This window comes from Paenibacillus sp. FSL W7-1279 (assembly GCF_037969845.1).
GTDB lineage: Bacteria > Bacillota > Bacilli > Paenibacillales > Paenibacillaceae > Paenibacillus_AQ.
The window spans coordinates 6883541-6903974 of sequence record NZ_CP150215.1; the positions used below are offsets into that span (position 1 = coordinate 6883541).

At 50.7% G+C, this 20434-nt stretch carries 15 protein-coding genes; 1 reads left to right on the forward strand and 14 read right to left on the reverse strand.

What is annotated here, in order from left to right; all coding sequences use genetic code 11:
* Positions 1 to 134 precede the first annotated feature (134 nt).
* Entirely contained in the window at positions 135 to 908 is a 774-nt protein-coding gene (locus tag MKY82_RS31265; protein WP_194539896.1) for an alpha/beta hydrolase family protein, read from the forward strand.
* A gap of 187 nt (positions 909 to 1095) precedes the next feature.
* Here MKY82_RS31265 and argH read toward each other — a convergent pair whose 3' ends face one another.
* The 14 genes from argH to MKY82_RS31335 all read right to left on the reverse strand — a co-directional run bounded on the left by argH (position 1096) and on the right by MKY82_RS31335 (position 20240).
* Positions 1096 to 2511, reverse strand: coding sequence for an argininosuccinate lyase (gene argH, locus MKY82_RS31270; protein ID WP_220683713.1), 1416 nt, complete (start codon positions 2509 to 2511; stop codon positions 1096 to 1098).
* A gap of 131 nt (positions 2512 to 2642) precedes the next feature.
* The gene (locus MKY82_RS31275) at positions 2643 to 3875 is read right to left on the reverse strand and encodes an argininosuccinate synthase (protein ID WP_194539897.1); all 1233 of its coding nucleotides are present in this window, start codon (positions 3873 to 3875) and stop codon (positions 2643 to 2645) included.
* 106 nt (positions 3876 to 3981) lie between these two features.
* Positions 3982 to 4938, reverse strand: a complete 957-nt coding sequence (gene argF / locus MKY82_RS31280) for an ornithine carbamoyltransferase (protein WP_194539898.1) — start codon at positions 4936 to 4938, stop codon at positions 3982 to 3984.
* 58 nt (positions 4939 to 4996) lie between these two features.
* Positions 4997 to 6217 carry an acetylornithine transaminase gene (locus tag MKY82_RS31285; protein WP_339295010.1) on the reverse strand — a complete coding sequence of 407 codons (1221 nt, stop codon included), beginning with the start codon at positions 6215 to 6217 and terminating at the stop codon, positions 4997 to 4999.
* A gap of 252 nt (positions 6218 to 6469) precedes the next feature.
* A complete protein-coding gene (gene argB / locus MKY82_RS31290) occupies positions 6470 to 7306 on the reverse strand; it encodes an acetylglutamate kinase (RefSeq protein WP_194539900.1) in 837 nt (278 codons plus the stop codon).
* 35 nt (positions 7307 to 7341) lie between these two features.
* The gene (gene argJ, locus MKY82_RS31295) at positions 7342 to 8568 is read right to left on the reverse strand and encodes a bifunctional glutamate N-acetyltransferase/amino-acid acetyltransferase ArgJ (RefSeq protein ID WP_339295011.1); all 1227 of its coding nucleotides are present in this window, start codon (positions 8566 to 8568) and stop codon (positions 7342 to 7344) included.
* A gap of 18 nt (positions 8569 to 8586) precedes the next feature.
* Entirely contained in the window at positions 8587 to 9642 is a 1056-nt protein-coding gene (gene argC / locus MKY82_RS31300) for an N-acetyl-gamma-glutamyl-phosphate reductase (RefSeq protein WP_071219785.1), read from the reverse strand.
* A gap of 391 nt (positions 9643 to 10033) precedes the next feature.
* A complete protein-coding gene (locus MKY82_RS31305) occupies positions 10034 to 10600 on the reverse strand; it encodes a GNAT family protein (RefSeq protein ID WP_339295012.1) in 567 nt (188 codons plus the stop codon).
* A gap of 297 nt (positions 10601 to 10897) precedes the next feature.
* Positions 10898 to 11803 carry a YitT family protein gene (locus MKY82_RS31310; RefSeq protein ID WP_071219787.1) on the reverse strand — a complete coding sequence of 302 codons (906 nt, stop codon included), beginning with the start codon at positions 11801 to 11803 and terminating at the stop codon, positions 10898 to 10900.
* A gap of 26 nt (positions 11804 to 11829) precedes the next feature.
* A protein-coding gene (prfB, locus tag MKY82_RS31315) for a peptide chain release factor 2 (protein WP_113059739.1) occupies positions 11830 to 12943 on the reverse strand; the annotation gives its coding sequence in 2 pieces (ribosomal slippage) (positions 11830 to 12870 and positions 12872 to 12943; 1113 coding nt in all).
* 394 nt (positions 12944 to 13337) lie between these two features.
* Entirely contained in the window at positions 13338 to 15851 is a 2514-nt protein-coding gene (gene secA, locus MKY82_RS31320) for a preprotein translocase subunit SecA (protein WP_339295013.1), read from the reverse strand.
* A gap of 723 nt (positions 15852 to 16574) precedes the next feature.
* Positions 16575 to 17141 carry a ribosome-associated translation inhibitor RaiA gene (raiA, locus tag MKY82_RS31325; RefSeq protein ID WP_071219789.1) on the reverse strand — a complete coding sequence of 189 codons (567 nt, stop codon included), beginning with the start codon at positions 17139 to 17141 and terminating at the stop codon, positions 16575 to 16577.
* A gap of 198 nt (positions 17142 to 17339) precedes the next feature.
* A complete protein-coding gene (locus tag MKY82_RS31330; protein ID WP_009594275.1) occupies positions 17340 to 17537 on the reverse strand; it encodes a cold shock domain-containing protein in 198 nt (65 codons plus the stop codon).
* A 369-nt stretch (positions 17538 to 17906) separates the two neighbouring features.
* A complete protein-coding gene (locus MKY82_RS31335; RefSeq protein WP_339295014.1) occupies positions 17907 to 20240 on the reverse strand; it encodes a hypothetical protein in 2334 nt (777 codons plus the stop codon).
* Positions 20241 to 20434 lie beyond the last annotated feature (194 nt).

The window sequence follows — 20434 nt, forward strand, 5'->3', positions numbered from 1 at the left end:
GATGAAGTATGCAGCTTATCCTATCCATTTCGATTCCGGCCCGAGCCGCCTTTATATCCCCGAGGATTGTGATATGATTTAAATAGACTCGTCTTTTCGATTCACATTTACAAAAGTGAAAGGGGATACATAACATGGCTCTTATGCAATGTCACTTCTACTCGGAGGTACTCGGTCTCAGCACGTCCATGACCGTTATTCTCCCTCAGCAAACCTCTTCGCAGATTGGTATGACCAATCATGCCAAAAAAGGGCTGCATCCGACGCTCTTCCTGCTGCACGGCCTGTCCGACGACGATTCCATCTGGCTGCGCAGAACCTCCATCGAACGCTATGTGGCCGAGATGGGCATTGCCGTCGTTATGCCGCAGGTGCACCGCAGCTTCTATACGGACATGGAATACGGCGGCAAATACTGGACCTTCATCAGCCAGGAGCTGCCGGCCATTGCCCGTTCCTTCTTCCCGTTATCCCACGCGCGAGAAGATAACTTCGTCGCCGGCTTGTCCATGGGCGGGTACGGGGCATTCAAGCTGGCCCTTCGCTGTCCCGAAGCCTTTGCCGCAGCTGCCAGTTTGTCGGGCGCGCTCGATATGGCGGGTCATGTCCGGAGGAATGAGGCCTTGTTTGAACATCAATTAGTCTACGGAGATCAAGATATTACCGGCACCGACAACGACCTGCTGTGGCTGCTTCAGGAAGTCGATCGATCAGAGGGGCCTAAGCCGCTGCTTTATCAATGCTGCGGAACCGAAGACTTCCTCTATGAAGACAATCAAGCGTTCCGCAAGGCCTGCGAAGAAACCTCCCTCGATCTCACCTATCTGGAAGGCCCAGGCGGCCATGATTGGGGATATTGGGATACTCACATTCAGGATGTGCTGAAGTGGCTTCCGTTGAAAGCCTGATGAATCCAGATATGCATGCCCATCCTACGGGCAGCAGTTGTCCCGCTGTTCGGTTTATCCGCATGCAATGGAGGACACCGCCCCTGCGATTCGTTCATACTTTTTTGATATCTTAAAAAAGGTGGATCGGCAAATGTAGCGTTTGCCGGTCCACCTCTATTTTTTCACGCTTGCGATTTCTGTATCGTTACTCTACATTCCCTTGACGGAGACCCAGCCATTCTTCCGTAACCTGAAGCGTCCGCACGCTGCGGTCAATGGCCGCCTTCACCTGCTCGGTTGCCGTGCCGCCGTAAACGTTACGCGCATTGACTACCGTCTCGGGTTGAAGCACACCATAAATGGAGTCGTCGAACAGCTCCGAGAACTGCTTGAACTCATCCAGCGTCAGGTCCAGCAGATACTTGTTGTTCTGGATGCAGTACAATACGGTCTTGCCGATCACTTCATGCGCTTGACGGAAAGGAAGTCCTTTGCCAACCAGGAAGTCCGCGATGTCGGTTGCGTTGGAGAAGTCGGTATTCACCGCTTCACGCATGCGGCCTTTGTTGACCTTCATCGTGGCAATCATCGGAGCAAACAGCTGCAATGCGCCTTCCAGTGTAGCCACGGTATCGAACATGCCCTCTTTATCTTCCTGCATATCCTTGTTATAAGCAAGCGGCAGCGACTTCAGCACGGTGAGCAGACCCATCAGGTTGCCATATACACGACCGGTTTTGCCGCGGACCAGCTCTGGTACATCCGGATTCTTCTTCTGCGGCATTATGCTGCTGCCCGTACAGAACGCATCATCCAGCTCGATGAAGTTGAACTCTGTGCTGCTCCAGAGCACCAGCTCCTCGCTCAAGCGGGACAAGTGCATCATGATGATGGAAGCATCCGAGAGGAATTCCAGAATGAAGTCGCGGTCGCTGACCGCATCCAGACTGTTCTCGTAAACGCCGTCAAACCCAAGCTGCTCCGCCACGAAATGGCGGTCGATCGGGAACGTCGTCCCCGCTAGCGCGCCTGCCCCGAGCGGCAACACATTAATGCGCTTATAGCTGTCGATCAGACGGTCGATATCCCGCTGGAACATGGACACGTAAGCCATCAGATGATGCGCAAACAGAATCGGCTGAGCACGCTGCAGATGCGTATACCCCGGAATAATTGTGTCCAGGTTATCCTTGGCTTGCCCGATTAATGCGGTTTGCAGCTCATGCAGCATGCCGGTCAGCGCCACCACGCGGTTACGCAAATACAGATGCATATCCGTAGCCACTTGATCGTTACGGCTGCGTCCTGTGTGGAGCTTGCCGCCGACAGGTCCGATTTCCTCGATCAGATTCTTCTCGATGTTCATATGGATATCCTCATCCGAAACGGAGAACTCGATGCTGCCCTCACGGATGCGCTCCAGCACCTTGTTCAAGCCAGCCTTGATCGTCTCCACGTCTTCGGCCGGCACGATGCCGCATTTGCCCAGCATGGACACATGCGCAAGGCTTCCCTGGATATCCTCCTCAGCCAGCTGCTTATCAAAACCGATGGATGCCGTATATTCCTCTACCAATGCGTTGGTCTGCTTCGTAAAGCGTCCGCCCCATAACTTGCTCACAACACTTGCCCCTCTCTGTTTAAGGCAGAGGGCCGCTTCCCGCTTAAGAAGTCCCATTGATCCCGGTTACGCGAGAATCAACGGAGCTCCCTTGCATGAAAACGGCCTTCAGCCTGTTCATTATTGTAAACTTATTGATTCTGGTTCACGCCGGTTGCCACTTTCAAACGCAGTGCGTTCAAGCGGATAAAGCCGGTCGCATCGCCCTGATCATAAGCTTGCGTTGGATCGGCTTCCATCGTAGCGATATCCGGGTTGTACAGACTAACCGGACTCTTTACGCCTGCGCCGATAATGTTGCCTTTATACAGCTTCACGCGCACCGTACCGGATACGTTCTTCTGGCTCTCGGTTACCAGGGCCTGCAGTGCCAGACGTTCCGGCGCAAACCAGAAACCGTTATAAACCAAGGTGCTGTAACGGGTAATCAGGCTGTCGCGCAGGTTCATCACTTCGCGGTCCATCGTGATGGATTCCATTTTGCGATGAGCGGTGAACAGGATCGTTCCACCCGGCGTCTCGTAGACACCGCGGCTCTTCATGCCTACGAAACGGTTCTCCACCATATCCACGCGACCGATGCCGTGCTTGCCGCCCAGCTCGTTCAGCTTCTCCATCACTTGCAGCGGGCTCATCGTTTCGCCGTTCAGCGCAACAACATTCCCTTGCTCAAACGTAAGCTCGAGGTATTCCGCCTCGTCCGGCGCATCCTCAGGCGATACGCTGAGCAGGTACATATCCTTGCTGTCCTCTGCGCTTGCATCGAACCAAGGATCCTCCAGCACGCCGCTCTCATAACTAATATGGAGCAGGTTGCGGTCCATGGAGTAGGATTTCGCCGCGGATGCCGTCACCGGAATGCCATGGGCTTCTGCGTAAGCGATCATCTCTGCGCGACCCGGGAAGGAGTTACGGAACTCCTCGATGCGCCAAGGCGCGATTACTTCAATGTCCGGTGCCAAGCCGGCTACGCCAAGCTCAAAACGAACCTGGTCGTTCCCTTTGCCCGTAGCGCCGTGCGCAATCGCCGTCGCGCCTTCGGCACGAGCGATATCCACCATGCGTTTGGCAATCAACGGACGCGCGATGCTGGTACCGAGCAGGTACTGCCCTTCGTACATGGCACCCGCCTGGAACATCGGATAGATGAAATCCGTTGCAAATTCGTCGCGCAGATCATCGATGTATACTTTGGAGGCGCCGGTCGCCAGCGCTTTTTCCTCAAGTCCGTCCAGCTCTTCCTTCTGGCCGATATCGGCCGTGAAAGCAATGATCTCCGCATCGTAAGTTTCTTTCAGCCATTTCAGAATAACGGACGTATCCAGGCCACCGGAATACGCCAGCACGATTTTTTGTTTTGCCATCGTTAAACTCCCTCTCTTTGTTACTAACAACCCTGTCGTTCATTATACTAAAGATAACGTCCATTGACGCATTTTCATAGAGAATGTTCGCTGCAATCGAGTTGCACTAAGCCATCAAAGCAACCATCAAAGCCTTCTGGGCATGGAGACGGTTCTCGGCCTGATCAAAAATGACGGAGTTGGCACCGTCGATCACGCCTTCACTGACCTCTTCGCCCCGATGGGCCGGGAGGCAATGCAGGAACAAGTAATCCGGCTTCGCCGCCTTCACAAGCTCCTCATTCACCTGGTAGTCCGCAAACGCAGCCTCCCGCTGTGCCTGCTCCTCTTCAAAGCCCATGCTTGCCCATACATCCGTATAGATCACGTCCGCATCCTTCGCGGCTTCGATCGGGTCTTGCGTAATCGTAATTTTGCCACCCGTTTGCGCCGCGATTTCCTCGCTCAGCTTCACGATGCTGGCATCCGCCTCATAGCCCTTCGGACTGGCTACGGCCACATGCATGCCCATCTTAGCGCCGCCAATTAGGAGCGAATGCGCCATATTGTTGCCATCGCCGATAAAGGCCATTTTGAGACCTTTCAGCTTACCCTTGTGCTCCAGCACGGTCTGCAAATCGGCCAGCACCTGACATGGATGCGCCATGTCGCTCAGGCCGTTGATAACCGGAATGGAGGCATATTTCGCCAGGTTGACCACGTTGTCGTGCCCGAAGGTACGGATCATTAAGCCGTCCAAATAACGGGACATCACCTGAGCCGTATCGCTGATCGGCTCGCCGCGTCCGAGCTGAATATCGTTTTTACTTAAAAAGAGTGCATGTCCGCCCAGCTGGAACATCCCAGCCTCGAATGAAACCCGCGTCCGCGTGGACGACTTCTCAAAAATCAATCCGATCGTCTTGCCTTTCAGCGGCTGATAGACTTCGCCGTTCTTCTGCTTGCGTTTGATCTCAATTGCCGAATCAAGCAAGAACTGAATCTCTTCCGTCGAGTATTCGTCCAGCTCGATCATATCCCGCCCTTTCAGGCTTAATTCCTTCACTTGTCCGCTAGTGGCCATATTCTCCAGTCCTCCTTAACCATGCTGTTATTGTCCAAAATGTCACTGCACGATTCTTCTATGCTTGGCTAACCGCCGTATGCTCATGTATAAGTTCCGTAACAATCGATACCGCCTGGTCGATCTCTTCTTTAGTGACGTACAGATTCGGAAGCAGCCGGATCACATTCGGTCCTGCCGTTACGAACAGCAGCCCGCGGCTCTGCCCTTTCAGCACCAGCTCGCCAACCGGCTCAACGCATTCGATGCCGATCAGCAGACCTTTACCCCGGATCGCCTTCACAAAGGGATGACTACCGAGGCTCTCATTCAGCTTCGTCATCAAATATTCTCCGGCTTCGGCCGCACGCTGCGGCACATTGTCCTCCAGCATCGTTTCGATAGTGGCCTGGATAACGGCGCTCGCAATCGGTGTGCCGCCAAACGTTGTCGCATGGCTTCCTGCCGTGAAGGCTTCGCGCAAGTAAGTTTTACCCAGCATCGCGCCGACCGGGAACCCGGAGCCAAGCCCTTTGGCCACGGTAAAGATATCCGGCTCAATGCCGTAATGCTCATGCGCAAACAGCTTCCCGGTCCGGCCCATGCCCGTCTGCACCTCGTCCACGATCAGCAGCAGTCCATGCTTCTTGCACAGCTCGGTGACGGCTTGAAGGAACTCCGGCTCTACCGGATGCACACCGCCCTCCGCCTGCACCATTTCGATCATGATCGCAGCGGTGTTGTCGTTAACAGCCGCTTCCAGTGCCGGAAGGTCATGCAGCGGAACGCTTTTGAAGCCTGCCGGAAGCGGAAGGAACCCTTCCTTTACCTTATCCTGGCCGGTGGCCGTCAGCGTAGCCAGCGTCCGTCCATGGAAGGACTGCGTAAACGTAATGACCTCGTAGCGCCCCGTTCCCTTCACCTTCTGATGGTAGCGGCGCGCCAGCTTAATGGCCGCTTCGTTCGCTTCCGCCCCACTGTTGCAGAAGAAAACCGCATCCGCGCAGGTGTTCGCTGTCAGCAGCTCGGCTGCTTTTTCCTGACCGGGAATGTGGAACAGGTTCGAGACATGCCACAATTCATCCAGCTGGGCCTTCAGCTTCTCTTTCACTTTTACCGGGGCATGGCCGAGATTCGTTACCGCCAGGCCTGCCATAAAATCAAGATATTTGTTGCCTTGAGCGTCCCATAACCAGCTGCCTTCCCCTTTGACCAGGGCGATTGGATATCTGGCGTACGTCTGGAACAACGAGCTTTCATTCGCTGCTGTAACACCGCCTGCTGCTGTTTCTTTCCCCATAACCTTCACACACTCCTTTGCATTTGGCATAGCTTCGTGTTTCACGTTTGGAACATCTCCCGATTAAGGCATCCATTTATGCTTAACCAGCACTGCGAATTCGGACCATTCCTCCGATCCCTGTTGCCCACAGAATTTTATTGAAATGGTTGCAGCGGTTAAAACCCGAGGGCAAAGGCGACCGCGCTGCTTCTCCAGAACAATTCCACCTTCTCCGTTGAAGCCGCTCTGTCTATAATCTCTAATCTCAATTTACATCCGCACGATGCGCGTACCCAGCACTTCTCCGCCAAGCACGCGGCTCAGTACATTCGGCTCGCTTCCGTCCACGATGACAACCTCGCTCACCTTGCCGTGAATGCAGCTGATGGCCGCTCTGACCTTCGGTATCATGCCGCCGTAGATTTCGCCTGTCCCGATCATATCCTCGATCTCCTGAACCGTCACGGTTGGAAGCACCCGCTTCTCGCCGCCCGATCCTTTCATAATTCCAGGTACGTCAGTGACAACGATCATCCGGTTTACGCCCAGATGAGAAGCCACGGCACCCGCCGCCGTATCGGCATTGATATTGTAGCGCTGACCGGATTGATCCACCCCGATCGGTGCAACCACCGGCATGTATCCCATCTCCAGCACGCCGCTCAGGATGGATGACTTCACAAACGTAACGTCGCCGACCCAGCCGACCTCCGCGTGGTTCGTCACCGGTTTGGCCTCGATCAGCCCGCCGTCCGAGCCGGATAAACCGATGGCAGAGCCGCCTACGCTTTGAATCCGTCGTACGATCTGCTTATTGATGGTGCCCGCAAGTACCATCTCCACAACGTCCAGCACATCCTCCGTCGTCTTGCGCAGCCCGTTCACGAACTCGGTCTCGATGCCAAGCTTCTCCAGATTGCCGGAGATCGCGGGTCCGCCACCATGAACGATAACGGGGTTAACTCCCTTTTGCTGCAGATTCTTCAAATCCTCGAAGAAGCTGTCAGGAAGGGCCGCGAGCGTGCTGCCGCCGCATTTCATCACGAACGTATCCGCACCTGATGTTTGACCCGGCAGCGTAACCTTTTGATCGATCGTGCTCTTCATATCCGTCTCCTCCGTCCTACTGAATGTTTGATTATCTAAGTACGATAAGCCGCATTAATGCGGACATAATCATAAGTTAAATCACAGCCCCAGGCCGTAGCCGAGCCATTTCCGATATGCAGCTTCACGTCAATATCCACGGTGTCTCCCTGAAGGTAAACCAGAGCTGCATCTTCGTCAAAAGCAACGGGTCTTGACTGCTCCAGCACCGAAATCGGGCCTATGGCAATATCGACCGTCTCCGGATTAACCGGACGGCCCGCACGGCCGACAGCCGCAATAATGCGTCCCCAGTTGGCATCTGCGCCGAATACGGCGGATTTGACCAGGCTGGAGCCAATGATCGTCTTGGCAATCGCTTGCGCGTCATCATCGCTTTCAGCACCGCCCACGCGAACCTCGATCAGGCGGGAAGCTCCCTCTCCGTCACGCGCGATCGCCTTCGCCAGCTGCTGGCAAACATAATGGAAGCCAGCTGCGAATGCATCCCAATCCGGGTGCTCCGGCGAAAGCATGTCGTGCCCCGCCATGCCGCTAGCCATCGCAACCAGCATATCGTTGGTGCTCGTATCGCCATCCACCGTAATCATATTAAAGGTCAGATTGGTCGTTTCGCGCAGCAGCAGCTGCAGCGCTTCCTGACCAATGACCGCATCTGTCGTCATAAATCCGAGCATGGTCGCCATGTTCGGATGAATCATCCCTGACCCCTTCGCTGTTCCGGCGATAGTCACCTTCGTACCGTTAACTTGAACGGTCACGCAGGCTTCCTTTTTCACGAGATCGGTTGTCAAAATCGCTTGGCTGAAGCTCTCAGCCCCTTCGCTTCCGCCGCTAAGTCGTGCAGGCAGGCCAGCAATCCCTGAGGAAACGCGGTCCATCTTCAGCAGTTCCCCGATGACTCCCGTTGAGGCGACGGCCACATCGTTCTCGTCCAGGCCGAATTGCGCAGCCGTATTGGCACGCATCGTGTAAGCATCCTCTTCACCCTGCTTACCCGTACAGGCATTGGCATTCCCGCTGTTCACGACAATCGCGCGAAGCTTGCCGTCCTGCAGGCTTTCACGCGTTACCTTCAGCGGTGCCGCTTGAAACAGATTCGTCGTATATACAGCTGCCGCCACGGCAGGCACGTCACATACAATGACACCCAGATCGTTACGGTCGGTCTTCTTAAGTCCACAGTGGAGTCCGGCAGCTTTGAAGCCTTGCGGCGTTACGATGCTGCCCCCATCAATAATCGCAAACATATTCTCTCCCATGTCTGTATCCCCAGCCGCTTACGGATAAATCGGCGTAAACGTAAGTCCGAGGCTCTCCTCCCATCCCATCATCAAATTCAGGTTCTGGATTGCCTGACCGGCCGCACCCTTCACCACGTTGTCAATGACCGATATAATGGTCACTCTGTTCGTACGCGCATCTACCGCGAATCCGATGTCGCAGTAATTGGACCCGCTGACTTCTTTTGTCGCAGGCCATACGCCCAAGTCCCGGATTCTCACAAACTTGCGATCCTTGAAATACTGGCGATACAGTTCAATAAAATCCTCTTCCGTGTATGGACCATTCAGCGTGGCATACATGGTGGTCATGATTCCCCTCGTCATCGGCACCAAATGGGTGGTAAAGGTAACGGTAATCGGTTCGCCCGCCACCTGAGTCAATACCTGCTCAACCTCGGGAATATGCTGGTGTTTATTCACCTTATAGGCTTTGAAGTTCTCATTGATCTCGGCATAATGCGTCATCAAACTCGTTCCCCGGCCTGCACCGGATACGCCGGATTTGGCATCGATAATAAGGGAAGAGGCATCAATCCATCCCGCGCTGATGGCCGGAATCAGCCCGAGCAGCGTCGCTGTCGGATAGCAGCCCGGATTGGAGATGAAATCGACATCGCGGACCTCTTCGCCAAACACTTCGCATAGACCGTATACGGCTTTCTCCAATAGTTCCGCACTCGGAGCCGTATGCTTATACCACTGTTCATACACTGCCCCGTCTTTTAAGCGAAAATCTCCCGACAGATCAATGACCTTCAGGCCTGCATCCAGCAGCTCCGGCACCAGCTTGGCACTGACGCCCGAAGGCGTGGCCGCGAACACCAGGTCTGCCACCTCAGCGATTTCCGCCGGGTTAACGCCATCCAGGTTCTGGGTCATGATATTTGTCAAATGCGGAAAACCGTCCGATATCGGTACGCCTGCAGTTGAAGACGAGATTACCGATGTAATCTCAACGCGCGGGTGTGCTTGCAGCAGCCGGATCAGTTCCACGCCACCGTAGCCGGTAGATCCTACAATAGCTACTTTTACTATGTTTGTGTCCGTCATTTCTCCTCATCCCTCTCCCCAAGGAACAGCTGAAGGACCTTATGCAAGGTCCCATTCATCCATCCTTCATCTGTACGCCATGCTCATTCCGTTTCCTTCATCCGATCGATCACGCTGCCGCTGATGCTATCCTCATCATATGATGGGTTATCAAAAACCACGCGTGTCTACTGGTGCTTCTTGATATCATTTTTACTTCAAGAAGCAGTCAAGCTGGTAATGGTCTTCTTCGGAGTTTTTGTCTCCTGCGTTAGCACACGCTTTATTCCTAGGTATTCATTGACTTTATCCGTCTCATAAATATGTATTATTATACGACTGTATTCATATAAATACAATGGATTATTCAAATTTGATCCCATTGCACAATAATTCCAATCGCCTACAAATGCTAAAGAGTTTCATATTCTTCTTTTAGAATGGAGTATAATTTGAGGTCCCAATGCCGCCCTTTGGTCTTTATCCCCTTCCTCAACGTCCCCTCATAGGACATGCCGATCTTCTCCATCACACGCTGAGAGCCGATATTCCCTTCTATGCAACGCGCTTGGATGCGCACAAGATCCATTTCACCAAAACCGAGCTTCAGTAGAGCAGAAGCAGCTTCCGTCATGAGACCTTGTCCCCAACAATCCCGCGCGAGTACATATCCAATCTCGGCACTCTGCTGTTCGGGTTTCCACCATACGAAATCCACCGTCCCGACCAGACGTCCGCTTTCCTTCAGCTCGATTCCCCAAGGGGCAATATCATGCTTGGCATACTGGACAAGTATAAACTGGATGAATTTCTTACTGTCGTTGATCGAGCGGTGAGTTTCCCATGTTACGTACTTGGCAACCTCATCATCAGAGGCATAGGCATACATCTGGTCCGCATCCTGCATCGATATTCTGCGAAGCCTCAGGCGTTCGGTTTCCAGCACCGGCAAATTAGCAAAGATCCGTTCGATTTCCATAATCTCCTACCCCCTGAACAATATTAGATACCATTATATGCTCTTTGCTAGAAAAATAAAGGAAAATTCAAGGCATATCGGCTTGGCTCCCACCGGACAGTAGATCCCATTCGGAAAAACGACTATCGACGCACTTCACAGAGGACAGACCACGTTTAGAGGAAGCTTTGCTTGCAACTCAACGAACGGTTCAGCTTCGCTGAAAACTTATACATTCTATAGTCCACAAAAAAAAGAGACGGTGATATACACCGCCTCTTCAAGTGCCGAGAACCTCTCGACACAGCTTTTATTGTTTTACGCCTTAATATTGCGGAAGCCCTCACCCAATACCTCATGGGCATTGCTAATGATGACAAACGCATTCGGGTCCACCGATTGTACCACCGTCTTCAGACGTGGAATTTCACTCTGTCCGACCACAACCATCAGAACCGTCCGGTGTTCACCCGTATAGCCTCCCTCTGCGGTCAGCTTGGTTAATCCACGGTCGAGGTCCTCGAGGATGGCCTTGGTTATCGGCTCCGTATGATCGGATATAATGTAAGCCACCTTGGTGAAGCTAAAGCCCAGCTCAATCGCATCAATCACTTTGCCTGTCACGTACAGTCCAATGAGTGCGTACAACGCCTGCTCCAGCGACAGCACGAGGGCTGCCGAAGAGATCACAATCGCATCCAAGAGCACGACGCAAAGGGAGAAGCTGAGGCCGCTGTATTTTTGCAGGAGCTGAGCCACGATGGTCAATCCACCGGTTGAACCCCTGCCGCGATAGACCAGCCCCATGCCGATCCCGACGCCGATCCCGCCATAGATGGAAGCCAAGAGGGGATTGGAGGTTGGAATCGGCCAGTCCTTGGTCAAAAATACGAACAATGGCAAAACCACGCTTCCCAAAAGGGAACGAATGCCATAGTCACGTCCTAGCAGCCAGAAGCCGAGCACAAACAAGGGGATATTGAGCGCCCACTGCGTAAAGGCCGGTTCAATGCCGAGCCATGCTTGCGCGAGAACCGACAATCCGGACACACCGCCTGAGGCGATGTGGTTGGGCAAGAAAAACAGATTAAATGACAGCGCCATAATAAAGGAGCCGATGATGATAAAAACGGTGTCCACCGTCTGTCGAAGGGGACCGTTGATCGGAATCAGGGGTTCTCTTTTTCTTTTGTTAATCGATGGATTGCCAGCGGATTGCGCCATAGTTCTTCAAATCTCTCCTCAACGTCCTACTCGACTTCCTGCTTGATCTGGCTGCGCAAATATCCATCGATAAAAGCATCCAGATCCCCGTCCATGACGGCTCCTATATTACCGGTCTCCACCTGTGTACGATGGTCTTTCACCATGCTGTACGGATGGAAAACATACGAGCGGATCTGGCTGCCCCATGCGATGTCGGACTGCTCGCCGCGGATTTCCGCCAATTCCTTCTGCTGCTCTTCAATCTTGCGCTCGTAGAGCTTGGAACGAAGCATGGTCATCGCACGCTCACGGTTCTTAATCTGGGACCGTTCATTCTGACAGGTTACGACCACACCGGTTGGCAAGTGAGTGATCCGTACGGCCGAGTCCGTCGTATTGATATGCTGACCACCGGCGCCGCTCGCACGGTAAGTATCAATCTTCAGGTCCTCCGTGCGGATGTCCAGTTCAATCTCATCGTTAATCTCCGGAACGACGTCACAGGACACAAATGAGGTATGGCGACGGCCGGAAGAATCGAACGGGGAGATCCGAACCAGGCGATGCACGCCTTTTTCCGCCTTCAAATACCCATAAGCATTGTAGCCCTTAATGAGCAGCGTCACGCTTTTGATTCCCGCTTCATCCCCAGGCAAATAATCCAGCGTCTCTACCTTGAAGCCGCGTTTTTCCGCCCAACGCGTATACATGCGATGCAGCATTTGGCCCCAGTCCTGCGACTCGGTACCCCCCGCGCCCGGATGCAGCTCAAGGATGGCATTCATTTTATCGTAAGGCTGGTTCAACAGCAGTTGGAGTTCAAACTCTTCTACACGCCCAACCAGGTCCTTGATCGTCTCTCCAATTTCTCCCGCAAGAGAGTCATCGCCTTCTTCATCCGCCAGCTCGATCATCACGACGGCATCGTCGTAATCCGCTTGCAGCTTCAGATATTGATCCACGGATGACTTCACGGCATTCATCTCGGCAATGAGCGCCTGCGCTTTCTCATTGTCGTCCCAGAAATCCGGGGCCGCCATCTTCTCTTCAAAGTTCTCAATCATCTCCTGCTTTAAATCTAAGTCAAAGAGACCCCCTAAGATTGGTTAGTTTCTTGCTAATTTCACGCAGGTCCTGCTTCACACTTGGATCGATCATGAGTCCTCGTCCTTTCTTATCTTCATGTAATAATTTCAGTATACCCTCTCCTGTATGAAAAACGTTCCATTTCAAGAGAAAATCCATGTCACATCGCTTCACAACAGGTTTCGCTGTTTATTCAGATAAACTCCCTTAAGCGCAGCAGTGATTCCGGATCACGGTGGAATAGACCACAATCACCCGGTTCATCTGCCGCTCTTAAGGGAGTTGAAAAGTTCGCGCCCATATTCTGGACGGGCTTATAAGAATCACCGAATTCGTCGGTTTTAGCGAAACTGAACAAATTCGATCATCGCAAGAAAATGATCCTCTACACGCGATCCGACTGCTGTAAAAGCGCGTCGATGGATGCTTTTCTTATATTATATTCATCGCCAATAGGCCGTATCGCTTATGCGTTCTGTCCATGGCAGTGCTTATATTTCTTGCCGCTGCCGCAAGGGCATGCATCATTCCGGCCAATCTGTTCAGCCACTTGGACCGGACGCTTCTCGGCAGGTTCGCTGCTGCTGTTCGTGGAGACTTTGTTCTCGTCCACAACGGCTTGACGCTCCTGATTCGTCGCGATTTGGGCCTTCATGATGTACGTCGCCACTTCTTCCTGGATCGTCGCGATCATGGCATTAAACATTTCGAAGCCTTCGAATTGGTATTCGCGAAGCGGATCGGTACCGCCGTAAGCACGAAGGTGAATACCTTGACGCAATTGGTCCATTGCATCGATATGATCCATCCACTTACTGTCTACCGCACGCAGCACGATAACCTTCTCGAACTCGCGAACCATTTCTTCGCCGATGGCTTGCTCACGCTCTTCGTACTTCTTCATCACGCGATCGAAGATGTACTCGGTAAGCTCTTCTGCTTCTTTACCCCACAGATCTTCGCGGGTAACGGCACCCTCGTCCAGCAGCTTGCTGTTGACGTAGTCTGCCACTTCTTGCAGTTCCCAGTTCTCCGGAATGTCATCGCTGCAGTGAGCCTGAACGACACGATCAATGACCGGCTTAATCATCTCTACAACGATTTGCTTAATGTCTTGGGACTCCAAGATCTCGCGGCGCTGTTTGTAGATGATCTCACGCTGCTGGTTCATGACGTCATCATATTGGAGAACGACTTTACGCATGTCGAAGTTATTGCCTTCTACCCGCTTCTGCGCGGATTCAACCGCACGGGTAATCATTTTGCTCTCAATCGGCTGGTCTTCTTCAAAACCAAGACGCTCCATCATGTTCAGCACGTTGTCCGTACCAAAACGTTTCATCAGCTCATCGCCGAGGGACAGATAGAACTGAGTCGACCCCGGGTCACCCTGACGACCGGCACGACCACGCAGCTGGTTATCGATCCGGCGCGATTCGTGGCGTTCCGTACCGATAATGTGAAGCCCGCCAATATCCTGTACGCCTTCACCAAGCAAAATATCCGTACCGCGTCCCGCCATGTTCGTCGCGATCGTTACCGATCCCGGCTGACCGGCGCGGGAGATGATTTCCGCTTCCTCCGCATGGTACTTCGCATTCAGAACTTTATGCTGGACGCCTTTGCGCTTCAGCATTTCCGATAAACGCTCGGAGTTCTCGATGGAAACCGTACCCACCAGAATAGGCTGGTTCTTTTTGTGACGCTCCACGATCTCAGCTACAACCGCCTTAAACTTGCCCTCTTCGCTCTTGTAAACCACATCCGGCATGTCGATACGCTGATTCGGTTTGTTCGTAGGAATTTGCAGCACTTCAAGACCATAAATCTTCTTGAATTCTTCTTCCTCGGTTTTAGCCGTACCGGTCATACCTGCCAGCTTGCGATACATCCGGAAGTAGTTCTGGAAGGTGATGGTTGCAAGGGTCATGCTCTCATTCTGAACCTCGATGCCTTCCTTCGCTTCAATCGCCTGGTGGAGTCCGTCGCTGTAGCGGCGTCCAGCCATCAGACGTCCCGTAAATTCATCAACGATGACCACTTCATCGTCAGTAACAACGTAATCCACATCGCGGCGCATGATCACGTTCGCTTTCAGCGCTTGTACAATGTGGTGGTTCAAGGTTACGTGGTTATGGTCATACAGGTTGTCGATACCGAAGGAACGCTCCGCAAGCGCCACACCTTTTTCAGTTAAGGCCACGGATTTGACTTTAATGTCTACCGTATAATCCTCTTCCGCAGTCAGACGCTTCACGAAACGGTCAGCGGCAAAATACAGCTCGGTCGATTTCTGAGCTTGACCCGAGATGATGAGCGGCGTACGCGCTTCGTCAACCAGGATGGAGTCCACTTCATCAATAATACAGAAATAGAGTGGGCGCTGAACCATCTGCTCTTTGTAGAGGACCATGTTATCCCGCAGATAGTCAAAGCCGAACTCATTGTTCGTTCCGTACGTAATATCGCAAGCATATGCCTGCTGTTTATCCGGGTGTTCCATGCCGCTCAGGTTAACCCCGACCGTCATTCCCAGGAAATTATATATTTGCGCCATCTCTTGGCTGTCACGCTGCGCCAGATAATCATTGACCGTTACAACGTGAACACCTTTGCCAAGCAGGGCATTTAAGTAAACCGGCAGCGTACCTACAAGGGTCTTACCTTCACCGGTCTTCATCTCTGCAATTCTGCCTTCGTGGAGGGCCATTCCTCCGATCAGCTGCACGTCATAGTGACGCTTGCCGAGTGTCCGTCTGGAAGCTTCACGAACTGTCGCAAACGCTTCAGGAAGCAATTCCTCCAGCGTCTCACCTTTCTCGATCCGCGAACGGAACTCTTCGGTTTTGGATTGCAGCTGCTCATCGGAGAGCTTCTCAAAATCCGGTTCCAGTTTGTTGATTACATCGACCGTCTTCATGAGCCGTTTGACATCACGCTCGTTGGTGTCGCCGAATATCTTTTTGACAAGTCCTAGCATGGTTAACCCCTTTCGTGCAAAACAAGTGATAGAATCAACTTCATTAAATGCCAAAGGGTTAAATGATGAAATCGATTCATTGATTCCTTATGATGGTCCCACTTCATGCAGGCTAAAAAGCCCGTCCCATAAAATGAGGGTTTGCATAAATTGTAACAGTTTGTAAGGGATGCCGCAACAATATGTGCTATCACAAGAGATGTCTGTTACGTGAAGCCCTTACTCTATGAGACGCGGGAAGGCTCAAAAAAGTTGCGTGGAGCATTTACCCAGTCATAACCAATGGAAGTATATTCATTTCATAAATGAAACTCTACATCTAAGTGGGTGCCAAATATTCATCTCTCATTGTCCGAAAACAACAAAGACTCCGCCCTAGAACTATCGCTGAATCGTGGCTAACCGAACGTTAATCCTCTTATATAGGAAGTCCTTAAGACGTTGTACCTGAAGCTGTTAAAGAAACGGCCTCGTAGTCCCCTAAGAGCCACCTCATTGAAAAAATGATTGCACTATTCAGCACACTCCGATGGGCTTACCATCATATGCCAGCGTCTTTACGATGCCTATCGCATCGAAAACGTATATATCCAAATAAAGAGCCCCACCCGCTTACACGGATGAAGGCTCATCTTACATTTCAATTTCATTTCAACGTTTAAAATTTAAAATTCGATCAGGTCCAACTGCCTCTGCATTCCGTTTGGAATGCCGTTTAAAAACTTAGTCCCGCTCGATCAATCCGTACTTGCCGTCATCACGCTTGTAAACGACATTTACTTCTTGTGTGTCAATGTTGGAAAATACGAAGAAATTATGGCCTACCATGTTCATCTGCAGGATCGCTTCTTCCACGTCCATCGGCTTCATGGTAAAACGTTTCGTACGGACAACTTCGTAATTGTCCTCGTCATACTCGACTTGCTCTGCCTCCATCTGACTGGTTGCCGCTGCTCCGTTCGCCGCAATGAGCGTCTTCAGTCCGCCCTCTTGCTTGATCTTACGGTTCAGCTTGGTTTTGTGCTTGCGAATCTGACGTTCCAACTTGTCCACAACAGCGTCAATGGAAGCGTACATATCATCGCTTCGGTCTTCCGCACGCAGTACCACGCCTGTGAGCGGAATGGTCACTTCCACTGTGTGCAATCCTCGAATGACATTCAGTGTGACATATCCTTCGGAGGTGGGGGGTGCATCAAAATACTTATCTAGCCTGCTGAGTTTCTTGTCAACATAGTCTTTCAAAGCATCGGTCACTTCAATTTGTTGACCTCGGATAGTGAATTGCATTGGGCACTCCTCCTTTGCACCTTCATTATAGCATTTTGTTAAGGCTATGTAAAAAGTCAGAATTGTGAATTTTAGCACAATATTTTAAAGGGGGCGGCGCACAGAAAAAAGACTCCGGACGAACCGGAGTCTTGGGCTAGCGAATCTCGAACTGTTAATCATCTATACCGTTTATGTAGGTCGGCTGTGCCGGGATGATTATAATTTGATTACGTTAGCTGCTTGCGGGCCACGAGCGCCTTCAACGATCTCGAATTCTACGGATTGTCCTTCTTCCAGAGTCTTGAAGCCCTCGGATTGGATCGCGGAGAAATGCACGAATACGTCGCCGCCGTCCTCAGTCTCGATGAAGCCATAACCTTTCTCTGCGTTGAACCATTTCACTTTACCTTGCATGCACTAACATTCCCTTCATTGTCAAATAAAGTGTGACACTAATTGTCCACATTTCCGACTATAGCACCCGACTTATCCAGTGTCAATTACCAAGGAAAAGGTTTTCTTTTGCAAAAAAACCGGAAAAATGTCGACTTGGCTTCAGGCCAGAGTTGGCGGGCAAAAATAGTTTGCGGACAAAATAGATTTAGGGTTATTTACCCGGTAAAAAATATAATGAACCAAGTTCTTCAGAAAAATACCTGTCCAAATTATACAAAAACGTAGTGAAAGGATCCTCATTAAGCTAAATTAAAGTTATGTCAAAAAATGCTCTTGGCAGCGCCTACGGCACCTCCAAGAGCATAAATACTATAGATACATTCCGTCTTAATGGGCACCCGGATCATAGGGTGGGGTTTCCGGTGCACTTGTCCCCGTATCATAAGAATTCACTTCAAACGTAATAATCTTATCATAGAATACATAATCCTTACGATTTACAAACGGTCCTTTATTATTATTGTATTTATTGATACCATACGTAGCTGTTCCAACGCCGTTGGCACGTTCTTCATACCAGTTAATGAAGGCATTCACCTCCGTCATGGATAAGTCGTACTCTCTATCGATGCCATTTAAAAGGATAAGACGAAGCAAAGCCCGCTCTCCTTCTTGGCCATTACCAGGACCTGGAGGATTTACTACCTTCGGTGTAGCCGAAGCTTCATTTGAATCGCCACTTTCACCTGCTGCAGTAACCGCGGTAACAATATAATAATATGTAGTGCCATTCATAACATTGCTATCTGTGTAACTGTAAGTATTTCCTGTTACGGTTCCAATTACAGCATACGGTCCGCCAGATACCGTGGCTCGCTTTACATTAAAGCTTGTGGCGGCATTGTTAGAACTGCTGCCCCAATGTAAAACAACGTTTTTATTACCGGCAGTAGAAACTAAATTAAATGGTGCCTCTGGAGGCAATTCCCCGCCTTTCCCAAACACATTCCATTCGTAAACTCTTGAATTGGCTCCCGTGTATTTTAAAACAACTGTCGATACATCTGGTACGGGGGCTGGTAGCGTCTCTACAGCATCATTGGTAGATAGTTCGTATCTCTGTAGCAGGTTATTGTTTACATCATAAAATTCAACCGCTACTGGATTAGTATACTTTGCAACGACGCCAGAAACCTCAACCGGGGAAGGGAATGTATACCACACAAATTCCCCATTGCTCATGACCTTAGTAGTAGATATATTGTTGTCCGTCAGTTCTCGTGCAATTCCTGTCGGATTGGATATCGATTTGCCTACTTGCAAAGTAACCCAATCAAGCAAGCCTCCCGTGTACTTCGTTGCCTCAATTTTGATACTCTTCTCAGGCGAGTTGCTGCTTTCCCCTGCCTGATTCACCGCAGAAACTACATAATAATATGTCGTTCCATTGGTTACCGCGTTATCAGAATATGTGGTTCCTTTAACATTCGCAATTACTGCATAAGGTCCACCTGGAGAAGTAGCACGCTTAACATTGTACGACTCTGCTCCGTTTGCCGTCCATTCCAGTTTCGCTACCTGATCACCGCCTTGAATCCAGGTAATCGCTGTTGGCAACGGAGCCGTTAATGGAGCCGCAAACACATTCCATTCGTAAACTCTCGAATTAGCTCCCGTATATTTCAACGCAACGGTTGAAACATTTTGTACCGGAGCCGGAAGCGTCTGAACTCCATCATTGCTTAATATTTCATATCTTTGTAGTAAGTTATTATTCACATCATAAAACTCAACCGCTACTGGATTCGTATATTTGGCAATGACCGCAGAAATCTCAACTGGGGCAGGGAAAGTATGCCACACAAATTCCCCATTGCTCATGACCTTAGTAGTAGATATATTGTTATCCGTCAGTTCTCGCGCAGTTCCTGTCGGACTGGATATCGACTTGCCTACTTGCAAAGTAACCCAATCAAGCAAACCTCCCGTGTACTTCGTTGCCTCAATTTTGATACTCTTCTCAGGCGAGTTGCTGCTTTCCCCTGCCTGATTCACCGCAGAAACTACATAATAATATGTCGTTCCATTGGTTACGGTGTTATCAGAATATGTGGTTCCTTTAACATTCGCAATTACTGCATAAGGTCCACCTGGAGAAGTAGCACGCTTAACATTGTACGACTCTGCTCCATTCGCCGTCCATTCCAGTTTAGCTACCCGATCACCGCCTTGAATCCAGGTAATCGCTGTTGGCAACGGAGCCGTTAAAGGTGTTGTAAACACATTCCACTCGTAAACTCTCGAATTAGCTCCCGTATATTTCAACGCAACTGTTGAAACATTTTGTACCGGAGCCGGAAGCGTTTGAACTCCATCACTGCTTAATATTTCATATCTTTGTAGTAAGTTATTATTCACATCATAAAACTCAACCGCTACTGGATTCGTATATTTGGCAATGACCGCAGAAATCTCAACTGGGGCAGGAAACGTGTACCAAGCGAGATTGCCGTTAGCAAGAACTACTGAGGTCGATGGATCATTATCTGTCAACTGTGTAGCTAGAGATGATGATTGTCCTACAGAAGATCCAATTTGTACCGTCTCTCCATCCAGTAGCCCCCCAGTATACTGAGTTGCTGCTTTGACAACTGCTGGGTTGATAAAAGCTAAACTTAAAAACAGAGATAGAATTAGCAATAAATTACTAGTTTTCTTCAATTTTTATCCTCCTATAGTATTATATTGGTTCTTTTATACTAGTAATTTAGCACTTCATCCCATTTTTGTCTATGTATATATTCCTAGTTTCGAGGATTATTTTATTATGACTTCTATCTTTTATTGCTAAAGGACTTGATTGAAATTCCAGAAGTGTTGTGAAGTTTCGACAAAAAAGACCCCGGAAGTTCCAG